The 20,731-nt window shown below is 71.7% G+C and carries 15 protein-coding genes; 12 read left to right on the top strand and 3 right to left on the bottom strand.

Translation table 11 applies throughout. The annotated features are described in order from the left end of the window. Positions 1 to 343 precede the first annotated feature (343 nt). Both AB0B35_RS39110 and AB0B35_RS39115 read left to right on the top strand, forming a co-directional pair. A complete protein-coding gene (locus AB0B35_RS39110; RefSeq protein ID WP_361056093.1) occupies positions 344 to 886 on the top strand; it encodes a sigma-70 family RNA polymerase sigma factor in 543 nt (180 codons plus the stop codon). A gap of 11 nt (positions 887 to 897) precedes the next feature. Beyond that, positions 898 to 1,917, top strand: a complete 1,020-nt coding sequence (locus tag AB0B35_RS39115; RefSeq protein WP_361056096.1) for a CU044_5270 family protein — start codon at positions 898 to 900, stop codon at positions 1,915 to 1,917. Positions 1,918 to 2,046: 129 nt separating this feature from the next. On the opposite strand, the gene AB0B35_RS39120 is transcribed toward AB0B35_RS39115, so the two are convergent. Then, a complete protein-coding gene (locus tag AB0B35_RS39120) occupies positions 2,047 to 2,754 on the bottom strand; it encodes a hypothetical protein (RefSeq protein ID WP_361056099.1) in 708 nt (235 codons plus the stop codon). An 84-nt stretch (positions 2,755 to 2,838) separates the two neighbouring features. Here AB0B35_RS39120 and AB0B35_RS39125 point away from each other — a divergent pair, with 84 nt between their 5' ends. The 3 genes from AB0B35_RS39125 to AB0B35_RS39135 are packed head-to-tail and all read left to right on the top strand — an operon-like array spanning position 2,839 to position 7,332. Beyond that, a complete protein-coding gene (locus AB0B35_RS39125; RefSeq protein WP_361056102.1) occupies positions 2,839 to 5,472 on the top strand; it encodes a valine--tRNA ligase in 2,634 nt (877 codons plus the stop codon). A gap of 35 nt (positions 5,473 to 5,507) precedes the next feature. Further along, positions 5,508 to 6,830 (top strand): folylpolyglutamate synthase/dihydrofolate synthase family protein, encoded by a 1,323-nt coding sequence (locus AB0B35_RS39130; protein ID WP_360533658.1) that lies wholly within the window; start codon positions 5,508 to 5,510, stop codon positions 6,828 to 6,830. A 46-nt stretch (positions 6,831 to 6,876) separates the two neighbouring features. Further along, the gene (locus AB0B35_RS39135; RefSeq protein ID WP_361056105.1) at positions 6,877 to 7,332 is read left to right on the top strand and encodes a DUF4233 domain-containing protein; all 456 of its coding nucleotides are present in this window, start codon (positions 6,877 to 6,879) and stop codon (positions 7,330 to 7,332) included. On the opposite strand, the gene AB0B35_RS39140 is transcribed toward AB0B35_RS39135, so the two are convergent. Further along, the gene (locus AB0B35_RS39140) at positions 7,329 to 8,657 is read right to left on the bottom strand and encodes a VOC family protein (RefSeq protein WP_361056108.1); all 1,329 of its coding nucleotides are present in this window, start codon (positions 8,655 to 8,657) and stop codon (positions 7,329 to 7,331) included. The two genes, AB0B35_RS39135 and AB0B35_RS39140, sit on opposite strands and share 4 nt — an antisense overlap. A gap of 180 nt (positions 8,658 to 8,837) precedes the next feature. Here AB0B35_RS39140 and ndk point away from each other — a divergent pair, with 180 nt between their 5' ends. The 3 genes from ndk to AB0B35_RS39155 are packed head-to-tail and all read left to right on the top strand — an operon-like array spanning position 8,838 to position 13,048. Then, positions 8,838 to 9,248, top strand: coding sequence for a nucleoside-diphosphate kinase (gene ndk, locus AB0B35_RS39145; RefSeq protein ID WP_361056110.1), 411 nt, complete (start codon positions 8,838 to 8,840; stop codon positions 9,246 to 9,248). A 21-nt stretch (positions 9,249 to 9,269) separates the two neighbouring features. Continuing rightward, positions 9,270 to 10,592 carry an SWIM zinc finger family protein gene (locus AB0B35_RS39150; RefSeq protein ID WP_361056113.1) on the top strand — a complete coding sequence of 441 codons (1,323 nt, stop codon included), beginning with the start codon at positions 9,270 to 9,272 and terminating at the stop codon, positions 10,590 to 10,592. Next, positions 10,589 to 13,048, top strand: a complete 2,460-nt coding sequence (locus AB0B35_RS39155) for a DUF6493 family protein (RefSeq protein WP_361056116.1) — start codon at positions 10,589 to 10,591, stop codon at positions 13,046 to 13,048. Before AB0B35_RS39150 ends, AB0B35_RS39155 begins: the two co-directional genes overlap by 4 nt. 120 nt (positions 13,049 to 13,168) lie before the next feature. Here the strand turns inward: AB0B35_RS39155 and AB0B35_RS39160 are convergent, their stop codons facing one another. Beyond that, on the bottom strand, positions 13,169 to 13,783 hold the full coding sequence (locus AB0B35_RS39160; protein WP_361056119.1) for a PASTA domain-containing protein: 615 nt from the start codon (positions 13,781 to 13,783) through the stop codon (positions 13,169 to 13,171). Positions 13,784 to 14,210: 427 nt separating this feature from the next. Here AB0B35_RS39160 and AB0B35_RS39165 point away from each other — a divergent pair, with 427 nt between their 5' ends. The 4 genes from AB0B35_RS39165 (at position 14,211) to AB0B35_RS39180 (ending at position 20,727) form a co-directional block, all read left to right on the top strand. Further along, positions 14,211 to 15,344 carry a Fic family protein gene (locus AB0B35_RS39165; RefSeq protein WP_361056122.1) on the top strand — a complete coding sequence of 378 codons (1,134 nt, stop codon included), beginning with the start codon at positions 14,211 to 14,213 and terminating at the stop codon, positions 15,342 to 15,344. A gap of 136 nt (positions 15,345 to 15,480) precedes the next feature. Next, a complete protein-coding gene (locus tag AB0B35_RS39170) occupies positions 15,481 to 16,428 on the top strand; it encodes a terpene synthase family protein (protein ID WP_361056125.1) in 948 nt (315 codons plus the stop codon). Positions 16,429 to 16,689: 261 nt separating this feature from the next. After that, positions 16,690 to 19,806, top strand: a complete 3,117-nt coding sequence (gene ileS, locus AB0B35_RS39175; protein WP_361056128.1) for an isoleucine--tRNA ligase — start codon at positions 16,690 to 16,692, stop codon at positions 19,804 to 19,806. A gap of 228 nt (positions 19,807 to 20,034) precedes the next feature. After that, positions 20,035 to 20,727 carry a lysophospholipid acyltransferase family protein gene (locus AB0B35_RS39180; protein ID WP_361056131.1) on the top strand — a complete coding sequence of 231 codons (693 nt, stop codon included), beginning with the start codon at positions 20,035 to 20,037 and terminating at the stop codon, positions 20,725 to 20,727. Positions 20,728 to 20,731 lie beyond the last annotated feature (4 nt).

Here is a 20,731-nt window from a genome sequence, read left to right on the forward strand (position 1 = left end):
GCTAAGCCCTCCAGCGCCGATGGTACTGCAACGGGGACGTTGTGGGAGAGTAGGACACCGCCGGACAAACATCGCTGTTCAAGGCCCGACCGTCACGGTCGGGCCTTGACGCGTTCATGGACCTCTTTTCGGGCCCCTATGCCACGGGGCCCTTTTGCATATCCAGGATCAGGGGCGTAGCAGCTCCAGCAGACGTGTGGCCTGATGCTGATCACCGGCGCTGTTCCGTCGACCCGTGGCACGAGTGCCCCGTCGCCGCGCTGTACCAGATGTCACCGGTAATCATCGAGCCGCCGCCGACACAAGAGCAGGGTGACAATCGCCATCGCAGTAGGGAGTTCGCATGGGCCCGCCGCCCGGCCGCGACGAAGGCTGGTTCACCAAGATTTACGACGACCACTACCAGCAGATCCTTCGGTACGGCCGGCGGCGCCTGGCCGACGAGGACGGACCGGCCGAACTCGCGCAGGAGGTGTTCGCGGTCGCCTGGCGTCGGCGCGACGAGGTGCCCGAACACTGTCTGCCCTGGTTGTACGGGGTGTCTCGACGGCTGCTGGCCAACCAGTGGCGGGCCCGCCGGGCCGCCGGGCGTCAGGTGCCGATCACCGAGGCGGACGCCCTGCGGGTGCCCGGCTCGGCAGGCGCCGACGCGACCGTGGGGGTGGCCGACGTCGGGGCTGCCATGCGTTCGCTGTCCGACCTGGACCAGGAGATCCTCCGCCTGATCGGCTGGGAGGAGCTGACCGTCGCCGAGGCGGCGCAGGTGCTCGGTTGCAGCCGTACGACCGCGGCGGTGCGGCTGCACCGTGCCCGCGGACGGCTCACCGCCGCCATGTCCGCTCCGCTCACCCCGTCCGTGGCACATCGCAAGCTGGCCCGATCGTGAAAGGACTTGAGATGTTCGGAGTACAGCGGACCCGTACCCTGGTCGGCCCTGCCGATCCGGCACGCCGTATGCCGGCGGAACCGCCCCGCCTCTCGGCGAGCGAGCTGATCGCCTGGGCCGAGGCGACCGCCGAGCCGAGTACCGCGCCGGCTGCCGTGCGCAGCGCCGTCCGCCTACCGCGGCGAATGGTCCTCGCGACCGGGGCGATCACACTCGCGGCGGGTGCCGTGGCGGTCATCACGGTGCCGGGCGGGCCTGTCGAGGTGGAGCCGGGTCCCGCCGATCCGTCCGGCACGGGGGCGGGCCGGGTGCTCGTGCCGGTGGCGTACCAGCCGGGCACGGACGAGGCGGCCGGGCCCCGGCTGCGAGCGCTGGCCGACGGGCTGGTCGACGCGGCGTACGAGAGCAGCGCGGGCAGGTACACCTACCACCGCAGGCAGGTGTGGGGTGATCCGGTGATGACGTCGCCCGACGACCGGTTCTCGGTCGCCTTCTCCCAGGAGACGAAGGTCTGGTGGGCTCCCGGCGAGCCGGGGCGGCAGACCACCGTCATGGGCGTGCCGGAGTATCCGGACCAGGCATCGCGTGACTACTGGGCGAGCCGCCTGCCGGTCTCCGCGACGGCCTCGGCCGACGCGATCCCGCTGCCGCCGTTCGAGTCGGCGGCGCTGCCCTCGACGGGGCGGGAGCTGGCCAGGATGCTCAAGACCGAGCTGGGGGCCGGCCCCGCATGCAAAGAGACCAGCAGAATCTTCGGCCGGTACGCCGTACCGCGGCGGACCCGCGCCGAGATCCTACGCGTCCTCGCCGACGTGCAGGGTTTCCGCTGGCGTGGTGAGGTGACCGACCGGGCGGGGCGGGATGGGCTGGCTGTCACGTTCGACGACCGCGAGCACAGCCAGCAGCACCTGCTGATCTTCCACCCCCGGACGGGCGAGCTGCTCGCTTCGGAGCTGCTGACCCTCCACCCGGTACGCATGAACGCCTACGAGCTGATCCTTGAGACCGGCCGGACCGACCGCCTCGGCTGACCCGCGCCTGCCGGGCTACCCGCCTCGGGCGGCCCGGCAAGGCATCCGCCACGCGTGATCGATCATGAAGTTATGGCAGCGACACGCCGTCGAGCCGTGCCATAAGTTCATGATCAACGCGACGAAAGGTCAGGGGCGGGTGAGGGTGGTGGTGCGGATGGTGGTCATGAGGGGGGCGGCTTCGGTGGGGGTGCGGCCGGGGAACAGGGCCAGGGCGAGGCTGCCGTGGTCGGCCCAGCCGCAGACGGCCATGACGCCGTCAGGGGCGTCGGCGGCCCCGCATTTGAGGACGCCGCCCAGGTCGCCGGGGTCGTAGTCGGTGAGGCCGGTGACGCCGCCGGTCTCGTCCTCCATGAGTTTGAGCACCGTGTCGAGTTCGCGTTCGGGGCTGAACATGGTGGTGGTGCCGCCGAAGACCATGACGCTCTTCGCCGCGCCCTCGGCCGGGTCGGTGTAGATGCCGGTCGCCGTGGCGTCGAGTTCGATGCCGGCAGCGAGCGCGGTCAGCAGGTAGCCGGCGGTGTCCTTGGCCGCGGGGCTGTCGTCGCGGACCATCGTGCCGATCTTCTCGGGCATGGTGAGCTTCGCGTCGTTCTGCTGGGTGATCCGGATCAGCGTGGGGCCGAGCGTGAACGCGGCGGCGATCGCGCCCGCGCCGAGCACGGCCATGGCGGTGAGAGTCCAGCGGCGGCGCTTGCTGTGCGCGGCGGGGGAGTCCTCGGGCTCGACCGGGTCGGGGCCGGGCACCAGGCGCACGGCTGGCCGGGCGTACTGGGGGATCTCCACCGCTTCCGGTGCCGCCGATTCCTGGCGTACCTTCGCGTCCTGCTCTGACATGTGCCCACCTTCCGCCGACTCGCGGAGCCTAGCAAGCCGCAGCCTGCCAGCGGTGGACCCAAGGGAGCTTCGTAGAATCGGCGGGTGACCGAACACAGCCAGCAGCCGCGCGAGCCGCGCGCCCCGTCCTCGTCCGAGCTTGCCGCCGCGTACCAGCCCGGCGAGGTAGAGCAGCGGCGGTACGAGCAGTGGGTAGCCGCCGGTCACTTCGACGCCGACGCGAAGAGCGACAAGCCGCCGTTCGCCATCGTGATCCCGCCGCCGAACGTGACAGGTTCGCTGCACGTGGGGCACGCGCTCGATCACACCATTCAGGACTCGCTGATCCGCCGCAAGCGCATGCAGGGCTTCGCGGCGCTGTGGCTGCCGGGCATGGACCACGCGGGCATCGCCACGCAGAACGTCGTGGAGCGCAAGCTGGCCGCGGAGGGTCTGTCGCGTCACGACCTGGGCCGCGAGACGTTCGTCGAGCGGGTGTGGCAGTGGAAGGCCGAGTCCGGTGGCGCGATCCTCGGGCAGATGCGCCGCCTCGGCGACTCCGTCGACTGGTCGCGTGAGCGTTTCACCATGGACGAGGGCCTGTCGCGGGCCGTGCAGACCATCTTCAAGAAGCTGTACGACGATGACCTGATCTACCGCGCCGAGCGCATCATCAACTGGTGCCCGCGCTGCCTGACCGCGCTGAGCGACATCGAGGTGGAGCACAGCGACGACGAGGGCGAGCTGGTCTCCATCCGGTACAGCGACGAGATCGTGGTCGCCACCACCCGGGCCGAGACGATGCTCGGCGACACCGCGGTGGCGGTGCACCCCGACGACGAGCGCTACAAGCACCTCATCGGCACCGAGGTCGAGCTGCCGCTGACCGGGCGGCGCATCCCGATCGTCGGCGACGCGCACGTCGACCCGGCGTTCGGCACCGGCTGCGTGAAGGTGACCCCGGCGCACGACCCGAACGACTTCGAGATCGGCCAGCGGCACAACCTGCCCTCGATCACGATGATGGACGAGCGGGCGATCATCACGGTGCACGGGCCGTTCCTGGGCCTGGACCGGTACGAGGCCCGCCCGGCCGTGGTCGCCGCGCTGCGCGAGCAGGGGCGGATCGTGGCCGAGAAGCGCCCGTACGTGCACGCGGTGGGGCACTGCTCGCGCTGCAAGACGACGGTCGAGCCGCGGCTGTCGCTGCAGTGGTTCGTCAGCACCGGCCCGCTGGCCAAGGCGGCCGGTGACGCGGTGCGCGACGGCCGCACCAAGATCGAGCCCGCGGAGCTGTCGAAGCGTTACTTCGCCTGGGTGGACAACATGCACGACTGGTGCATCTCGCGCCAGCTGTGGTGGGGCCACCGCATCCCGGTCTGGTACGGCCCGGACGGCGAGGTCGTCTGCGTCGGCCCCGACGACGAGGTGCCCAGCGGTGACGGCTGGCGTCAGGACGAGGACGTGCTCGACACGTGGTTCTCGTCGGCGCTGTGGCCGTTCTCCACGCTGGGCTGGCCCGAGCAGACCGCCGACCTGGCGAAGTTCTACCCGACCAGCGTGCTGGTCACCGGCTACGACATCCTGTTCTTCTGGGTCGCCCGGATGATGATGTTCGGGCTCTATGCCATGGACGGCAGGCAGCCGTTCGACGTGGTGGCGCTGCACGGCATGGTCCGTGACCAGTACGGCAAGAAGATGTCCAAGTCGTTCGGCAACGTCGTCGACCCGCTGGACTGGATCGAGCGCTTCGGCGCGGACGCGACCCGGTTCACCCTGGCCCGCGGCGCGAACCCGGGCTCGGACGTGCCGGTCAGCGAGGAGTGGTGCCAGGGCTCGCGCAACTTCTGCAACAAGCTCTGGAACGCCACCCGGTTCGCCCTGATCAACGGCGCGCACACCGACGGCGACCTGCCCACCGAGCTGTCGACGATCGACCGCTGGATTCTGTCCCGGCTGCAGCACACCATCGCCGAGGTCGACGAGTACTTCGAGAACTACGAGTTCGCGAAGGTCTGCGACAGCCTGTTCCACTTCGCCTGGGACGACGTCTGCGACTGGTACGTGGAGCTGGCCAAGCCGGTGCTGACCGGCGACGACGCCGCCGCGGCCGAGCGCACCCGCCGGGTGCTCGGGCACGTGCTGGACCAGCTGCTGCGCCTGCTGCACCCGGTCATCCCGTTCGTCACCGACGAGCTGTGGTGCGCGCTGAACAAGGCCGAGGGCGACGCCTCGGTGATGGTCGCGGCGTGGCCGGCGGCGAACCCGGCGCTGATCGACGACGCGGCCGAGGCCGAGCTGGAGACGCTGCAGCGGGTCGTCACCGAGGTGCGCCGCTTCCGGGCCGATCAGGGCCTCAAGCCGGGTCAGCGGGTGGCCGCGCAGCTCGACGGGCTGGCCGCGGCCGGCATCGCCGCGCACGAGCCGCTGATGCGCTTCCTGGCCCGGCTGGACGTGCCCGGGGACGGCTTCACGGCCACCGGCACGGTCGCGGTCGCGGGTGGGGTGACGGTGTCCCTGGACACCCGGGGCAGCATCGACGTGGCCGCCGAACGGGCCCGCCTGACCAAGGACCGGGCCGCCGCCGAGAAGGAGATCTCGCAGGCCACGGCGAAGCTGGGCAACGAGGGATTCCTGGCCAAGGCTCCGGAGCAGGTGGTGGCGAAGCTGCGCGAGCGGCTCGCCACGGCCGAAGCCGACGTGACTCGCATCGACGCCGCGCTCGCGCAGCTAGGGTGACATTCGTGAGCTCTTCCGCTCAAGACGGACAGGACATGTCGTACGCCGAGGTGGAGGCCGCGCTGGACCGGCGCGGCTTCACCCGGATGGTCTTCGACCTCGGCCGCATCGAGGACCTGCTGGACGTGCTCGGCAGCCCGCAGCGGGCGTACCCGTCGATCCATCTGACCGGCACCAACGGCAAGACCTCCACCGCCCGCATGATCGACAGCCTGCTGCGCGCGCACGGGCTGCACACCGGCCGGTACACCAGCCCGCACCTGGAGACGGTCCGGGAGCGGATCAGCCTGGACGGGCAGCCGGTCGACGAGGAGCGCTTCGCCGCGGTGTACGCCGAGGTCGGGCCGCTGGCCGAGCTGATCGACGCGCGCAGCGACGAGCCGCTGACCTACTTCGACATGACCACCGCGCTGGCGTTCGCGACGTTCGCCGACGCGCCGGTGGACGTGGCCGTGGTCGAGGTCGGCCTCGGCGGCGCGGAGGACGCGACCAACGTGATCCAGGCCGGCGTCGCGGTGATCACGCCGATCGGGCTGGACCACACCGAGTGGCTCGGCGACACGATCGCCGACATCGCGCTGGCCAAGTCGGGCATCGTGCACGAGGGAGCCACGCTGATCTGCGCGCTGCAGCCGGAGGAGGCGATGGAGCCGATCCTGGAGCGCTGCGCCGAGGTCGGCGCGACCGTCGCCCGGGAGGGCAGCGAGTTCGGCGTCATCGAGCGCAACCTGGCGCTCGGCGGGCAGGTGCTGACGCTGCAGGGCCTGGGCGGGGTGTACGACGAGATCTTCCTGCCGCTGCACGGTGCGCACCAGGCGCAGAACGCCGCCCTGGCGCTCGCCGCGGTCGAGGCGTTCCTGGGCGCGGGCAAGGACCGGCAGCTGGAGGTGGAGTTGGTCCGCGAGGGCTTCGCGTCCAGCTCGTCGCCGGGCCGGCTGGAGCGGGTGCGCAACGCGCCGACGGTGCTGGTCGACGCGGCGCACAACCCGCACGGCATGGCCGCGACGGTCGCGGCGCTGACCGAGGAGTTCTCGTTCCGCCGTCTGGTGGCCGTGGTCGCCATGCTCGGCGACAAGGACGCCGAGGGTGTGCTGGAGTTGCTGGAGCCCGTCGTCGACGAGCTGGTCTGCGCCCGCAACTCCTCGCCGCGGGCGCTGCCCGCCGAGGAACTGGCGGAGATCGCGTACGAGATCTTCGGGGAGGACCGGGTGCACGTGCACGCCGAGCTGCCCGACGCGATCGAGGCCGCGGTGACCCTGGCCGAGGCGGACATCGACGCCGGCATCAGCGGCGTGGGCGTGCTCATCACCGGTTCCGTGGTCACCGTCGCCGACGCGCGGAAGCTGTTCCAGCGGTGAGCGGGCGGCCCGGGGCGGGGCAGGCGGAGCGCAGCGAGGAGCGGGAATGACCGAGCACAGCCACCCGGGTGAGGCCCCGGCAGGCTCGACGCCGGAGGGGCCCGCCGGGCACAAGCCGGGTGAGGCCCGCGAGCGGGATCTGCGGCTGAGCCTGGGCGGCAAGCCCAGCGGCCTGCGCAACCCGACGAAGGCCGTGCGCGGCCTGGGCGCGGGCACGCTGGTGCTGGAGGCGCTGGTGCTGCTGCTCGCGCTGATGCCGATCTGGGTGCTGCGCCCGCCGGGCGGCAGTATGGCCGCGGTGACCGTGGCGCTGGTCGCCGTCGTGGTGGCGATGGCGCTGACCGCCACCCTGCGCTTTTCGTGGGGCTGGCACCTGGTCTCGGTGTTCCAGGTGGCCCTGCTGCTGCTGGGCTTCCTGCACTGGGCGTTCGCGGTGGTGGGCGTCGTGTTCGGGCTCACCTGGGCCTACGTGTTGTACGTGCGCCGGACCGTGGCCCGCTAGGCGCGTGCCTTCCACTCGATGACCGCGATGCCGTGGCCGTCAGGGTCCTTGAACGAGGCCGCCCACAGTTCGAGGCGCTCGCCGTGGTTGACGACCCGCGGGGCGTAGGTGAACTTGACCCCGCGCACCTTCAGCTCCCGGTAGACCGCGTCGATGTCGCCGACCTCCAGGTTGAGGTGCACGTGGCGGCGGTTGACCGGGGTCAGCTCGGGGGTCGTGCGCAGCACCAGCCGGGTGTCGCCGGAGGCGAGCACCAGGTTGCCGGGCCCGCCGTCGATCTCGTAGAAGCCGAGCAGGTCGTGGTAGAAGACACGGGACCGGTCCAGGTCGGTGACCAGCAGCGTGATGCCGATGCCCTGAATCGACCCGGCCGAGGCGGGGCGGGCGTGCGGTGACGCGACGAGCAGGTCGTCGATGCCGGCTCCGGACGGTGGCGGCAACGCCACGGGTCCGGTGAGGGTGTCCGAGATCGCGGGCGCGGCCGGCTCCGGCACGTCGGCGAAGTCGATCACGTCGATGGAGGCGAAGTCCGGCGATTCCGCGTCCATCGGGGTGCGCGGTCCGGGAACGTCGCCGCTGTACAGCTCGCCCTCCAGGACGGCGACCGGCGCGGGCTCCTCGCGCGGCGCGGGCGGGCGGCGGTGCGGGCTCGGCTGGCGGCGGGGCAGCGGATCCGCGGTGGGCACCGCGTCGAGGTCGATCGGGTCGTCGTCGCGGAAGCCCGCGTAGGTGTCGTCGGACCCGTGGCGGTCGTCGTGACCCGGGTCGCCGTAGTGGCCCAGGTCGTCGTCATGGTGCGGGCCGTCGAAGTGCGGATCGTCGTAGTCGTCGCCCGGGTCGTGGTAGAACTCGTCGTCACCGTGGTCGAACGCCTGCTCGTAGCGCTCGCCGTGGGTGCCGACCTTCTCCCACTGGATCTTGATGCGGCGCGCGTCCGCGACGGCGACCAGGGCGGGCAGCGTGTCGCCCGCGTCCGGCCACTTCAGCACCGGGACCCGCGGGTCGTTCATGATCACGGTCTGCCCGGGGTGGCCGGGCGCGTCCACCAGCACCTGCATCTCGCAGCGGCCGAACTCGGCGCTCAACGGCGGTTCGGAGGCCTTCACCACGTGCACGGTGCCGGCCACGTACGCCTTGTCGGCGCCCAGCATCGACGCGGTGGTCAGCAGGGCCACGGCGACGACGACCATCGCCGCGCCGACCGCCCCCAGCGGCCAGCTGCCCAGACCCGCTGACATCGAGATGACGAACAGGCCCAGCGCGCCGAGGCACACGGCCGTGGTCACCCGGCCGGGCCGGACCGGTTTGCGCCCTAACCGTGCCAACGCGTGCCTCCCCGAGCGCCGTGTGCACGACCACAGCGCGCCGCCTCCCCGCAACGCTGTGTCTTCAATCCATGACCTTAGGCGGGTCCGTCGATCGAGGAAAGTGCAGTTCGGTAGGCTGATGAGCCCACCTCGTGTTGCCGCAGGTGGGGACATGTGTCGCCTTCAAGGAGGAAGTTCGTGGCGGAACGTTCGCTCGTGCTGATCAAGCCGGACGCGGTGCGCCGCGGCCTGGTCGGGGAGATCATCTCGCGTTTCGAGCGCAAGGGGCTGACCCTCGACGCGCTCATGCTGCGCACGATGGACTCCGACCTCGCCGACGCGCACTACGCCGAGCACGTCGAGAAGGCGTTCTATCCGCCGCTCAAGGCCTACATGACCGCCGGCCCGCTGGTCGCCGCGATCGTGTCGGGCGACGAGGCCATCGCGGTGATCCGCCTGCTGGTCGGCGCGACCGACGGCCGGGCCGCTGCCGCGGGCACCATCCGCGGCGACTTCTCGCTGTCGAACCGCGAGAACCTGGTGCACGCCTCCGACTCGACCGAGTCCGCCGAGCGCGAGATCAAGCTCTGGTTCCCCGAACTGTCGTAGCCCGTCCCTACGGTTGCCGCCATGTCGGTAGCCACCTATACCTACCCGGGACCCTCCGCGCTGACCGCGGAGGGTCTCGCGTTGCAGACCTCCGGCGGGTGCGGCGCGCATCCCCGGTTCTTCGACGGGTTCATGACCACCCCGCAGACCGTCGCGGCCGGCCTGCTCGCCGTCGCCGAGGTCGCCCGCGCCCGATACCACCAGCGCACCGACTGGGCCAGCCTCGACCCGGTGGTCACCGGCAGCGAGGACATGCTGCGCTTCGAGTCGTTCAGCGGCTGCTGCGGGGTGTACGCGCGGATGGACGTGCTGCCGTCCGGTCTGGACGGCGAGCGCCCCGAGCACGGCACCACCAACGTCGACGTGAACGTGCCGCTGCAGCTCGCGCTGGCCCGGGTCGGCGGGCTGGACCCGCTGCACCTGGCCGTCGGCCCGCAGGACCTGACCGTGTCCACCATGGACGGCTCCGTGGTCGAGCGCAAGGTGCCCCTGCCCGGCCGTTGGCTGCGCGGTTTCGCACAGGTTCACGCGGTCACCGCGGGCATGGAGCCGCGGGTGCGGATCAACGCCGCGGCGGCCGCCGAGTTCCTGCGCCGCCTGCCGAAGGACCGCAGCACGCTGTGGGCGGTGCCGGCCGGGCAGGGCCTGCGGCTGACCGCCCGGCCGGTGCCGGGCGCGGTCTGCCTGACCGGCGCGGACCGGCTCGGCGCGCTGCGCGGGCTGCTGCGGCACGCGACGGCTCTCACCGTGTACGGCCCGGCGGTGCGCGCCGGCAGCGCCGCCGTCGCGTCGGTGTGGGAGCTGGAGACTCCGACCCTGCGGCTGTCACTGACGCTGTCGCCCGAGCCTTACCGCGGCTTCTCCGGCGAGGGCGCGGTGCTGTCCGCGCTGGCCTCCGACGACGCCGCCGACGCGGCCGACCGGATCAGCGAGCTGCTCAGCCTCGCGCCCACCCTCGACGCCGACGCGCTCGCCACCGCCACCGGTCTGACCCCGGCGCAGGTCCGGTCCGGGCTCGCGCTGTTGGGCACCGCCGGGCGGGTCGGCTACGACGTCGCCGAGGCCACCTACTTCCACCGCGTGATGCCGTTCGGCACCGCGGCCGCCGAGAAGCTCAACCCGCGGCTGGCGGGCGCGAAGGCGCTGCTGGAAGCCGGGGCGGTGACCGTGTCCGGCGACGTCGCCTCGGTACGCGGCACCGAGGGCGTGTATCAGGTCCGACTGGTCGACGGCGCTCCGGCGGGCTGCACCTGCCGGTGGTGGGCCAAGCACCGGGGTGACCGGGGCCCCTGCCGCCATCAGCTCGCGGTGCGTATCACGGTGACGCAGGGGGTGTCGGCGTGACCGCGGAAGAGCTGCTGCGGGCCGTCGAGGCGGCCGACGTGACCACCGTCGTGGCCTGGGTGCGCCACGCCGACGAGAAGCAGCGCCTCGCGGCGTTCGCCGGACTCGCCGCTGCCGCGAGGCAGGACGAGGACTGGCAGACCTCGCAACGGCGGGCCCCCGCCCGGATCGTCGCGCTGGTGGGCTGCGCGTCCACCGCGAAGAAGGTCGTGACCGTGCTGCATCGCGGCCAACTGCGGTGGGGGCTGCGGGCCGCGCACCCCGGCCCGGTGCTGGAGGTGCTGCGGTTGCGGCAGGTGCCGTGGTTCGGCGAGTTCGCGCAGCTGATGGCCGACCGGCTGCCCCTCGACGGGAGCTGGGGCGCGTTCGGCCACTGGCGGCTGGTGGACGTCCTGGTCCGGGAGAGCGGCTGCGCCGTGCCGACCGGTGAGGCCTTCACGGCCGGCTGGATCGACGCGATGCGGGACGCCGCCGACGCCGACGCCGCGCTGCGGGACAGCCCGTACACGGCGGCGCTGGTGCCGATGCTGTTCACCCATGACCGGCTCGGGTCGCGGCTGGACTACCAGTTCGAGCAGGACGCGCGCGGGTTCGTGCCCGCCCTGGTGCGGCTGGGCGCGGGCGACTCCGCCGTGCGCCGGCTGCTCGTCGAGGGCTGCCGGTCGCGGCTGCTGCGCGGGGGCAAGCCGGGGGAGCTGCGCGCGTACACCCGGCTGCACGAGGCGCTGGCGGTGACCGCGCCGGAGGCGGCCGCCGGGGTCGGCGACTACCTCCGCCTGGTGGAGGCCGGCAACTCCACGGTCGCGGCCATGGCGCTCAAGGCCCTGCGCGGAGCCGACGAGGCCGGGCTGCTGGCCTGGGACACCCTGCGAGACGTCGCCGGACTCGCGCTCGCCCGGCCGGAGAAGACACTGGTCAAAGCGCAGACGACCTGGCTGCGGCAGGCGGCGCGACGGCGGCCGGAGCACGCGGCCGAGGTCGCCGCGCTGCTGTCGGGTCCGGCGTCGCCCGCGTCGGAGCCGGTGCCGGCCGCACTGCCGGTTCCCGTCGCCTCGCCGCTGGGGCCGCCGCTGGGCAGCCTCGCGGAGCTGGCCGAGGAGGTGTCGGCGCTGCTCGCGGGGGACCGGTCGGTGCCGACCGTGGAGCGAGTGCTGGCCGCGATCGCGTACTGGCGGGTGCGGGACCAGGAGGCGCTGGCGCGTACCGTGCGGCCGCTCGTGGACGCGGACCGGGCGTGGTGGGGCAAACTGGCCGAGCAGACGCGCGAGATGCTGCTCACCGCATCCGTCGCGAGTGGACGTTCCGACCGGTGGCGGCAGCTCGCCGACCTGTTCCGCACCGACGGCGGGGTGCAGGCCCAGGCGTTGCGCAAGATGCGCGGCAACAGCAGCGGCCTGCACCTGGTGCTCGCGGCCCGGCTCGCGGAGATGTCCGTGCAGCTCAACCGGCACCCGGTGCCGCTGCTCATGGCGACGCCGACGCACGCCAACGGCCGGCTGGAGCCGGCGGAACTGCTGCGGCGGCTGGAGCAGGCCGAGCGCGAGGGCTGGCAGCCCTGGGCGCTGGACTTCGAGCAGGCTCTGCTGCGGCTGCCCCGCGAGACCGATCCTCAGGTGGTCACCGCGGCGCTGCGGCTGCGCTCGCCCGCCGGAGCGGCGTTCGCCCGCCGGCTCAGCGGTCCGGTGCCCGACCCCGTGTCGCTGCGCCGCAGCCAGCACGCCGACACCAAGCCGTCGAGCTACTCCTATCAGCAACAGCCCGCCGTGCGCCGGGTGGTGGCACTCAAGCCGCCGGAGCACGCGGGCCTGCTGGTCCTGGAGACGATGACGGTCGTCCGGTACGACCACCCGACCTGGGCGCCCGGACACCTCGAGGAGCCGCAGTTGTGGACGGCCGCGCTGCCGTCGCACCGGGAGGTGGTGGCCGCGTCGGCGCTGCCGATCCTCGCCGCCAACGCCGACCTCGACTTCGACGGCGGGGGTTTGCTGCTGGCCCACCTCGCCGAGTGCGCGGGCCCGGTCGGACCGGCGGTGAACCTGGCCCTGGCGTACGGCCTCGCCGCGCGCTCGGCGGCCGACCGGATCGCCGCCGTCGACGGCCTGCTGGGCCTGGCCGCGACCGGGGACCTCGACGCGGCCGCGGTAGGGCGGGAGCTGGGTGAGCTGGCCGCGGCGGGGGTGCTCAAGGTGAACCGGTTCGCGTCGGCGCTGGACGAGGCCGCGCAGGCGGGCGCGGTCGCCGCCGTCTGGGGAATCGCCGTCGCGGCGCTGGTGCCGCTGGTCGCGTTGGACAAGGCGCGCCCGGCGACGGCCGACCTGATGGCGCTCGCGGTCCGGTGCGGCCGTGCCTGCGGGGCCGCGCAGCTGCCGCCCGAGGTCGCGGCGCTGGCCGAACGAGGTGGTTCGAGCCGCCTGGTCGCCCAGGCCCGCGAGCTTCGAGCACTGGTCGCGGCGTGACCGCCGGTTGCCCGGCGTCCCCGGCGAACGGCCTGTGGCGCAGGTCAGAGCCATCGGATGTTAAGAAGGGCACCTTCTTCCACGCATAGCGTGAAGAAGGTGCCCTTCTTTTGTGGAGGGTCAGCCCTTGCCGTTGCTGACGCTCGTGTTGGTGAGGATGATCTCCGTGTCGGCGGCGACCTTGCTGCCGGGCTTCACGGACTGCTTGACGACCTTCCAGCTGACCAGCAGCGTCAGGTCCTTGCCGTCCTCGCCGACGAACTTCACGTTGGTGAAGCCGGCGTCGGCCAGGATCTTCTCGGCGTCGGTGGCCTTCTTGCCGACCACGTTCGGCACCGTGATCAGCGTCGGCCCGGCGGTGGGCGACGGCGACGGGGCAGCGGTCGGCGACGCGGCAGCGCTCGGGCTGGCGGCGGCGCTGGGGCTGGCCGCGGCGCTCGGGCTGGCGGCCGGGGGCGCGACGGTGGCGGTGGCGACCGCGGACGGGGACGCCGACGGGTCCACATCCTTCTTCTGCCACCACTTCATGTACGCGAAGCCGCCGCACAGCAGCAGGAGCAGGATCAGGAGCAGCAGGAGGAGTAGGAGCAGCCAGCGCTTGCGGCCGCCCTTGTCGTCGTCGTCCTTGTCGTCCTTGTCCTTGTCGTCCGCGCCGTGCGCCGGCTTGTAGTCGCCGCCCTTGTCATCGGCGGGCGGCGGGGTCGGGGCGGGGGTGTTCTCGTCGGGGTCTGACACGTCAGGTGCCTCTCGCTATCCGATGTGTACTCACGCAGCAGCACGTATGCAAACATCGGCCATGATGGCGGTCCACGCAGCTCCGGTCACTAGACCGCTGGTAGCGTCCACAGCCGCCGAACGGTCAGCCATCGACCCAGGCAGCGGCGGAGCGGCGGCGGCACGGCCTCCGCGCCTGCTCGCGGCGGCCCAGGTGGCGAGCGTGTCGATCACTGTCGGATTCCGGCCAGCGGCGCGACGTCGGCGGGGCAGCGACTCCCTCGCCTTCGGCCCCTGGCCCATGATCGTTCGATTTGCCTGGCACCTGTGCGTATCTTGAGCCCGCTTTCGCCCACCTGCCTGGCAAGTCGAACGATCATGGTGTGGGATGCGCCCGCACCAGAGAACGGTGAGCGCTATTGTGCTACGAGGCTAGTAGCATTGAGGGATGCTGCTGCAGACCCCGAAGTTGGACGGCGACGATCTGCGCGTGCTGGGCGAGATCGACCAGATGCGCGCGGACCTGCAACTGCACGTCCGCGCCCGCCCGCACTGGACCGGCCAGCTGCGCCGGGAGCTGTTCGCCGCGGCGGTGCAGGGCTCCAACACCATCGAGCAGATCACCGTCACCATGACCGACGCCCGTGCCGCGGTGGAGGGCCAGACGCTGTCCGCGGATGTCGACGAAACGACGCAGCAGGCGATCCTCGGCTATCGGGACGCGATGACCTTCGTGCAGCAGACGCCGCTCATGGAGAACTTCGCCTACGGCGAGATGCTCCTGGCGGCACTGCATTTCATGATCGTTAAGTACAACCCCGCCAAGTGGCCCGGCCGCTACCGGGCCGGTGGCATCTATGTGACCAGCAGCGATCCGCTGGAGCCCGCCTACACCGGTCCGGACGCCGACCAGGTCCCCGGTCTGATGGCGGAGCTCGTGGAATGGCTGAACCACGGGGATCTGGATCAACCCGCGCTGGTCCGAGCGGCGATGGCGCACCTCAATCTCGTCTGCGTGCATCCGTGGCGGGACGGCAACGGGCGGATGGGCCGCTGTCTGCACACCCTGGTGCTGGCGCGGGACGGCGTGCTGGCACCGGAGTTCTCCTCGATCGAGCAGTGGCTCGGCGACCAGGTGCACACGGTGCAGTACTACCAGGCACTGCAGGACACGCAAGGCGGCTTCTACCAGCCGGAGCGGGATGCGCGACCGTGGCTGCGGTTCGCCCTGACCGCGCACCACAAGCAGGCGCAACTGGTGCAGCGCCGGATCGACTACACCGTGCGGCTGTGGCGGGAGCTGGAGTCGGTGGTGGCCGAGCGAGGGCTGCCGGAGCGGACGGTGTCGGCGCTGTACGCGGCGGCGCTGGGCGAGCTGCGGCGGGCCACCTACCAGGGGGACGAGGATCTCAGCCGGGATCAGGCCATCCGGGACGTGCAGGCGCTGGTGAAGAACGGGCTGGTCCGGGCGAAGGGCAACGCCGTCACCCGGGTGTACCTGATCGACGGCGTCGCCCGAGAGGCGCACCTGGCGGCGATGGACGCGGTGCGCAAGCCGATGCGGGAGCCGTACCGGCGCTGAGGTGGCACGTCGGGGGGATTGACATCGATCTTTGCCACTTGTGTAATGGATCGTGAACCCATCGTGATGATGGCCTGCGTCACTGTGCGCCGCCGTCGCCCCCCCCGTGCACCGCCTCCCGGAACGGAGGACCGCCGTGTTCGCCATCCCCCCGGTCGACTGCCCCCTCGCCTCCCGCATGTCCCCGCACGTGGCGCTCGCCGAACAGGACCTCACCGGCTGGGCCCGCAAATGCGGCCTGATCAGCGACGGCGACGGGCAGAGCTGGCTGGCCGGCGAGGCGTACGCCGGACATGCGGGCCGGATCTTCCCCGACGCGCGACCGGACGACCTCGCCCTGCTCGCGATGATCTTCGCCTGGTTCTACCTGGTGGACGACGTCTGCGACGGCACGGCGCACCCCGAGCCGTCCCGCCTGCGCCGTTTCGTCACCGAGCTGCTGGCCCTCCTGCACGGCTCCGACCGCCCGACCGAGGTGTTCGCGGGCCCGGCCCGGCTCATGCTCACCGAGATCTGGGCCGTGCTGCGCGAGCGCATGCCCGACGCCTGGCAGGCCCGCTTCACCGACGCGGTGGCGGTGCACCTCGACGGTGTGCTCACCGAGGCGGAGAACAAGGCCGCGGGCCACCTGCCCGGTGTCGACGAGTACGTCGAGCTGCGCCGGGCGGCGTCCGCGGCGGAGATCTCGCACCTGCTCACCGAGCTGGCCACGCACACCCACCTGCCGGATGCGATCTACCACCACCCGGCGCTGCGCGAGGTGCGGCTGGCCGGCACGGACCTGCTGTCCTGGTTCAACGATCTGTACTCGCTGGACAAGGACATCGCCACCGCGGGCGGGCACAACCTGGTGCTGGCGATCTCCCATGAGCGACGGCTGTCCATCGAGGCGGCGGTGCAGGAGGCGGTGGACATGTGGCAGGAGCGCATGGACGGCTTCGCCCCGCTGCGGGCCCGGGTGCCGTCGTTCGGCACCCAGTTCGACCCGGCGGTGCACGCCCACCTGGACGGGGTGGCCGGTTCGGTGCGGGGCACGCTGGACTGGACCGTGGTCAGCGGGCGCTACCGGGGCGAGACCCGGTAGGGCGACCCACCGGAAACCCGGTGGACGGTCGGGGGTGCGGCGGCGGTAACCTGGAGCGCACAGGCATCGACCCGGCCATCACCGGTGAGCCTCCGGAAGAACAGGCCGCAGTGGCCCCAGTAGAACCGGACGGGACGGCCCGTCACAGCCGACACGAGCGGTCCGCCGTGCACCTGCGGCGGGCAAGCGAGGTGGTACCGCGGGCCCCGGCTCGTCCTCGCACTGTGAGACGACAGTGACGAGTGTGACGAGGAGCCCGCGATGGCTTACCCACTGCATGACGCCGCCGCTGACGGCGTGTCCGCCAGCCCGGACCTACCCGCCCTGGAGCGGCGCGTGCTCGACTACTGGGCCGCCGACAAGACGTTCGCGGCCAGCGTGGAGCAGCGCGACGCCGGGGCGAAGGGGTCGAACGAGTTCGTCTTCTACGACGGCCCGCCGTTCGCCAACGGCCTGCCGCACTACGGCCACCTGCTGACCGGCTACGTCAAGGACGTGGTGCCGCGTTACCAGACCATGCGCGGCCGCCGGGTGGAGCGCCGGTTCGGCTGGGACACCCACGGCATGCCGGCCGAGGTCGAGGCGGAGAAGCAGCTCGGCATCACCACCAAGGCCGAGATCCTCGACATGGGCCTGGCCGAGTTCAACGAGGCCTGCCGCACCTCCGTGCTGCGCTACACCAGCGAGTGGGAGCGGTACGTCACCCGGCAGGCCCGCTGGGTCGACTTCGCCAACGACTACAAGACCCTCGACCTGGACTACATGGAAAGCGTCATGTGGGCCTTCAAGACCCTGCACGACAAGGGCCTGGTGTATGAGGGCTTCCGGGTGCTGGCGTACTGCTGGCGCTGCGAGACGCCGCTGTCCAACACCGAGACCCGGATGGACGACGTCTACAAGGACCGGCAGGACCCCACCCTGGCGGTGAAGTTCCAGCTGGACAGCGGCGAGAAGGTCGCGGTGTGGACGACCACGCCGTGGACGCTGCCGAGCAACCTGGCGCTGGCCGTCGGGCCGGACATCGACTACGCGGTGATGGAGAAGGACGGCGAGAAGCTGCTGCTGGGCGCGGCCCGGGTCGGCTACTACGCCAAGGAGCTGGAGGGCTACGAGCAGACCGGCACCGTCAAGGGCGCGGATCTGGTCGGCAAGCGGTACACGCCGCTGTTCCCGTATCTGGTGGACCACGCGGGGGAGAACGCGTACCAGGTGCTCGGGGCGGACTTCGTGACCACCGAGGACGGCACCGGGGTGGTGCACCTCGCGCCGGCGTTCGGTGAGGACGACCAGAACACCTGCAACGCGGCGGGCATCCCGACCGTGGTGACCGTCGACGAGCGGGCGCGGTTCACCGCGCTGGTCCCGGCGTACGAGGGCCAGCAGGTCTTCGACACCAACAAGTCGATCATCCGCGAACTCAAGGACCGCGGCGTGGTGCTGCGCCACGAGACCTACACCCACTCCTACCCGCACTGCTGGCGGTGTGACACCCCGCTGGTCTACAAGGCGGTGTCGAGCTGGTTCGTGAAGGTCACCGCGTTCCGCGACCGCATGGTCGAGCTGAACCAGCAGATCAACTGGACCCCGGAGCACGTCAAGGACGGCTCGTTCGGCAAGTGGCTGAGCAACGCCCGGGACTGGTCGATCAGCCGGAACCGGTTCTGGGGCTCGCCGATCCCGGTGTGGGTCTCCGACGACCCGAACTACCCGCGCACCGACGTGTACGGCTCACTGGCGCAGCTGGAGGCGGACTTCGGCGTGAAGGTCACCGACCTGCACCGCCCGTACGTCGACGAGCTGACCCGGCCGAACCCGGACGACCCGACGGGCAGCTCGACCATGCGCCGGGTGCCCGAGGTGCTGGACTGCTGGTTCGAGTCGGGCTCGATGCCGTTCGCCCAGGTGCACTACCCGTTCGAGAACACCGAGTGGTTCGAGAACCACTACCCGGGCGACTTCATCGTCGAGTACATCGGACAGACGCGCGGCTGGTTCTACACCATGCACGTGCTGGCCACCGCGCTGTTCGACCGGCCGGCGTTCCGCAGCTGCGTGAGCCACGGCATCCTGCAGGGGTCTGACGGCCGCAAGATGTCCAAGAGCCTGCGCAACTACCCCGACGTGTACGAGATGTTCGACCGCTACGGTGCCGACGCCATGCGCTGGATGCTGATGAGCAGCCCGGTGCTGCGCGGCGGCGACATGGCGGTGAACGAGTCGGGCATCCGGGACTCGGTGCGCCAGGTGCTGCTGCCGCTGTGGAACGTGTACTACTTCTTCACGCTCTACGCCAACGCCGCCGGGCACACCGCCCGGCCCCGGACCGACTCCACGCACGTGCTCGACCGGTACGTGCTGGCCAAGACCCGGGAGCTGGTGGAGACCACGACGGCCCAGCTCGACGCGTACGACCTCTCGGCCGCCTGCGCCGGGGTGCGGACCTACCTGGACGCGCTGACCAACTGGTACGTGCGCCGCAGCCGGGACCGCTTCTGGGCCGGCGACGCCGACGCCTTCGACACCCTGTACACGGTGCTGGAGACGCTGGCCCGGGTGGTCGCGCCGCTGGCCCCGCTGACCGCGGAGGAGATCTGGCGCGGACTGACCGGCGAGCGCTCCGCGCACCTGGCCGACTGGCCGGACGCGGCGGCGCTGCCGGCCGATCACGACCTGGTCGCCACCATGGACCGGGTGCGCGAGGTGTGCTCGGCGGCGCTGTCGCTGCGCAAGGCCAAGGGCCTGCGGGTGCGCCTGCCGCTGTCGTCGCTGACCGTGGCGACGCCGGACGCGTCCGGGCTGCGCGACTTCGCCGAGCTGATCGCCGACGAGGTCAACGTGAAGTCGGTCGAGCTGAGCGACGACCTGACCGGCCACTGCGAGCAGGTGCTCACGGTGGTGCCGCGGGTGCTCGGCCCGCGCGTCGGCGGCTCGGTGCAGCAGGTCATCAAGGCGGTGAAGTCGGGGGACTGGTCGCTGGTCGACGGTGCCCCGGTCGCCGCCGGGGTGACCCTGCAGCAGGGCGAGTACGAGCTGAAGCTGGTCGCGGCCGACGCGGAGCACTCCGCGCCGCTGCCCGGCGACGCCGGTGTGGTCGTGCTGGACACGGCGGTCACCCCGGAGTTGGAGGCCGAGGGTCTGGCCCGCGACGTGGTCCGGGTGGTGCAGCAGGCCCGCCGCGAGGCGGACCTGGCGATCACCGACCGGATCGCGCTGACCGTGCAGGCCTCCGCCGAGGTGGCCGCGGCGGTGCGTACGCACCAGGCGTTCCTGGCCGCCGAGACGCTGGCCGACAGCGTCAGCTACGGCGCGGTCGACGCCGGCTTCACGGGTGAGGCCGGCGACGGCGGCAACGTGACGGTGGCGGTCACCCGCAGCTGACGGGTTCACGAACGGGGCGCGGCCTGTGCCGGAAATGTCACAGGCCGCGCCCCGATCCGTTTGCGGCGCAACGTCCGCGCAGCTCAGAGATGTGGTCCAGGCCCGCAGGCGGGCGTGGAGTATCTCAGACTCCGGGCGCATAGGCGATCGGTTCCGGGGGTATGGGCCCGCTCAGAGGACTACGGTAAGTTCACTGGCCGGCTAGCTCATCACCTGTGGAGGCAGAAAGTGCCGGTGCTCTATACGGTCGGATTGTGGACGGTGGCGCCCGCGATCAAGCTCGGCTGGCGCCCCACCATCGAGGGTGCGGAGCACATCCCCGCCAACGGCGGCGCGATCTTCGCCGGCAACCACCTCTCCGTGGCCGACGAGCTGTTCCTCGGTTCCGCGGTCGGCCGGCACATCTCCTTCTGGGCCAAGGAGGACTACTTCGTCGGCACCGGTCTGAGCGGCCTGTTCTTCCGCACCCTGATGGGCGGCCTCGGGGCGATCCCGGTGCACCGGTCCGGCGGCCGGGCCGCGCTGAGCGCGTTCGACGCGGCGATCCCGGTGCTCCAGGAGGGCGGCCTCGTCGCCGTGTACCCGGAGGGCACCCGCTCCCCGGACGGCCGGCTCTACCGCGGCCGCACCGGTGTGGCGCGGCTCGCGCTCGCCGCGGACGTGCCGATCATCCCCGTCGGCATGATCGGCACCGAGAAGGTGCAGCCGATCGGGCAGGCCCTGCCGTCGCTGAAGCCCGGCCAGGTCACGGTGAAGTTCGGCAAGCCGATCGAGGTCGGCGCGTGGAAGGACGCCGAGTCGGCGAGCACCGCCGCGCGCGAGATCACCGACACCGTGATGATGGCGATCCAGCAGCTCACGGGGCAGGAGTACGTGTCCCGGTACGCTCCGAAGCGAAGCTCTGGCGACGCGGAGCAGTAGACAC

This window comes from Catellatospora sp. NPDC049133 (assembly GCF_040648455.1).
In the GTDB taxonomy this organism is placed as follows: domain Bacteria; phylum Actinomycetota; class Actinomycetes; order Mycobacteriales; family Micromonosporaceae; genus Catellatospora; species Catellatospora aurea.

Coding starts and splice junctions, on each gene's coding strand:
- AB0B35_RS39130 (WP_360533658.1), top strand. CDS start 5,508: ATGTCGTACGCCGAGGTGGAGGCCGCGCTGGACCGGCGCGGCTTCACC.
- AB0B35_RS39120 (WP_361056099.1), bottom strand. CDS start 2,754: ATGTCAGAGCAGGACGCGAAGGTACGCCAGGAATCGGCGGCACCGGAA.
- ileS (WP_361056128.1), top strand. CDS start 16,690: ATGGCTTACCCACTGCATGACGCCGCCGCTGACGGCGTGTCCGCCAGC.
- AB0B35_RS39165 (WP_361056122.1), top strand. CDS start 14,211: ATGCTGCTGCAGACCCCGAAGTTGGACGGCGACGATCTGCGCGTGCTG.
- AB0B35_RS39150 (WP_361056113.1), top strand. CDS start 9,270: ATGTCGGTAGCCACCTATACCTACCCGGGACCCTCCGCGCTGACCGCG.
- AB0B35_RS39115 (WP_361056096.1), top strand. CDS start 898: ATGTTCGGAGTACAGCGGACCCGTACCCTGGTCGGCCCTGCCGATCCG.
- AB0B35_RS39135 (WP_361056105.1), top strand. CDS start 6,877: ATGACCGAGCACAGCCACCCGGGTGAGGCCCCGGCAGGCTCGACGCCG.
- AB0B35_RS39110 (WP_361056093.1), top strand. CDS start 344: ATGGGCCCGCCGCCCGGCCGCGACGAAGGCTGGTTCACCAAGATTTAC.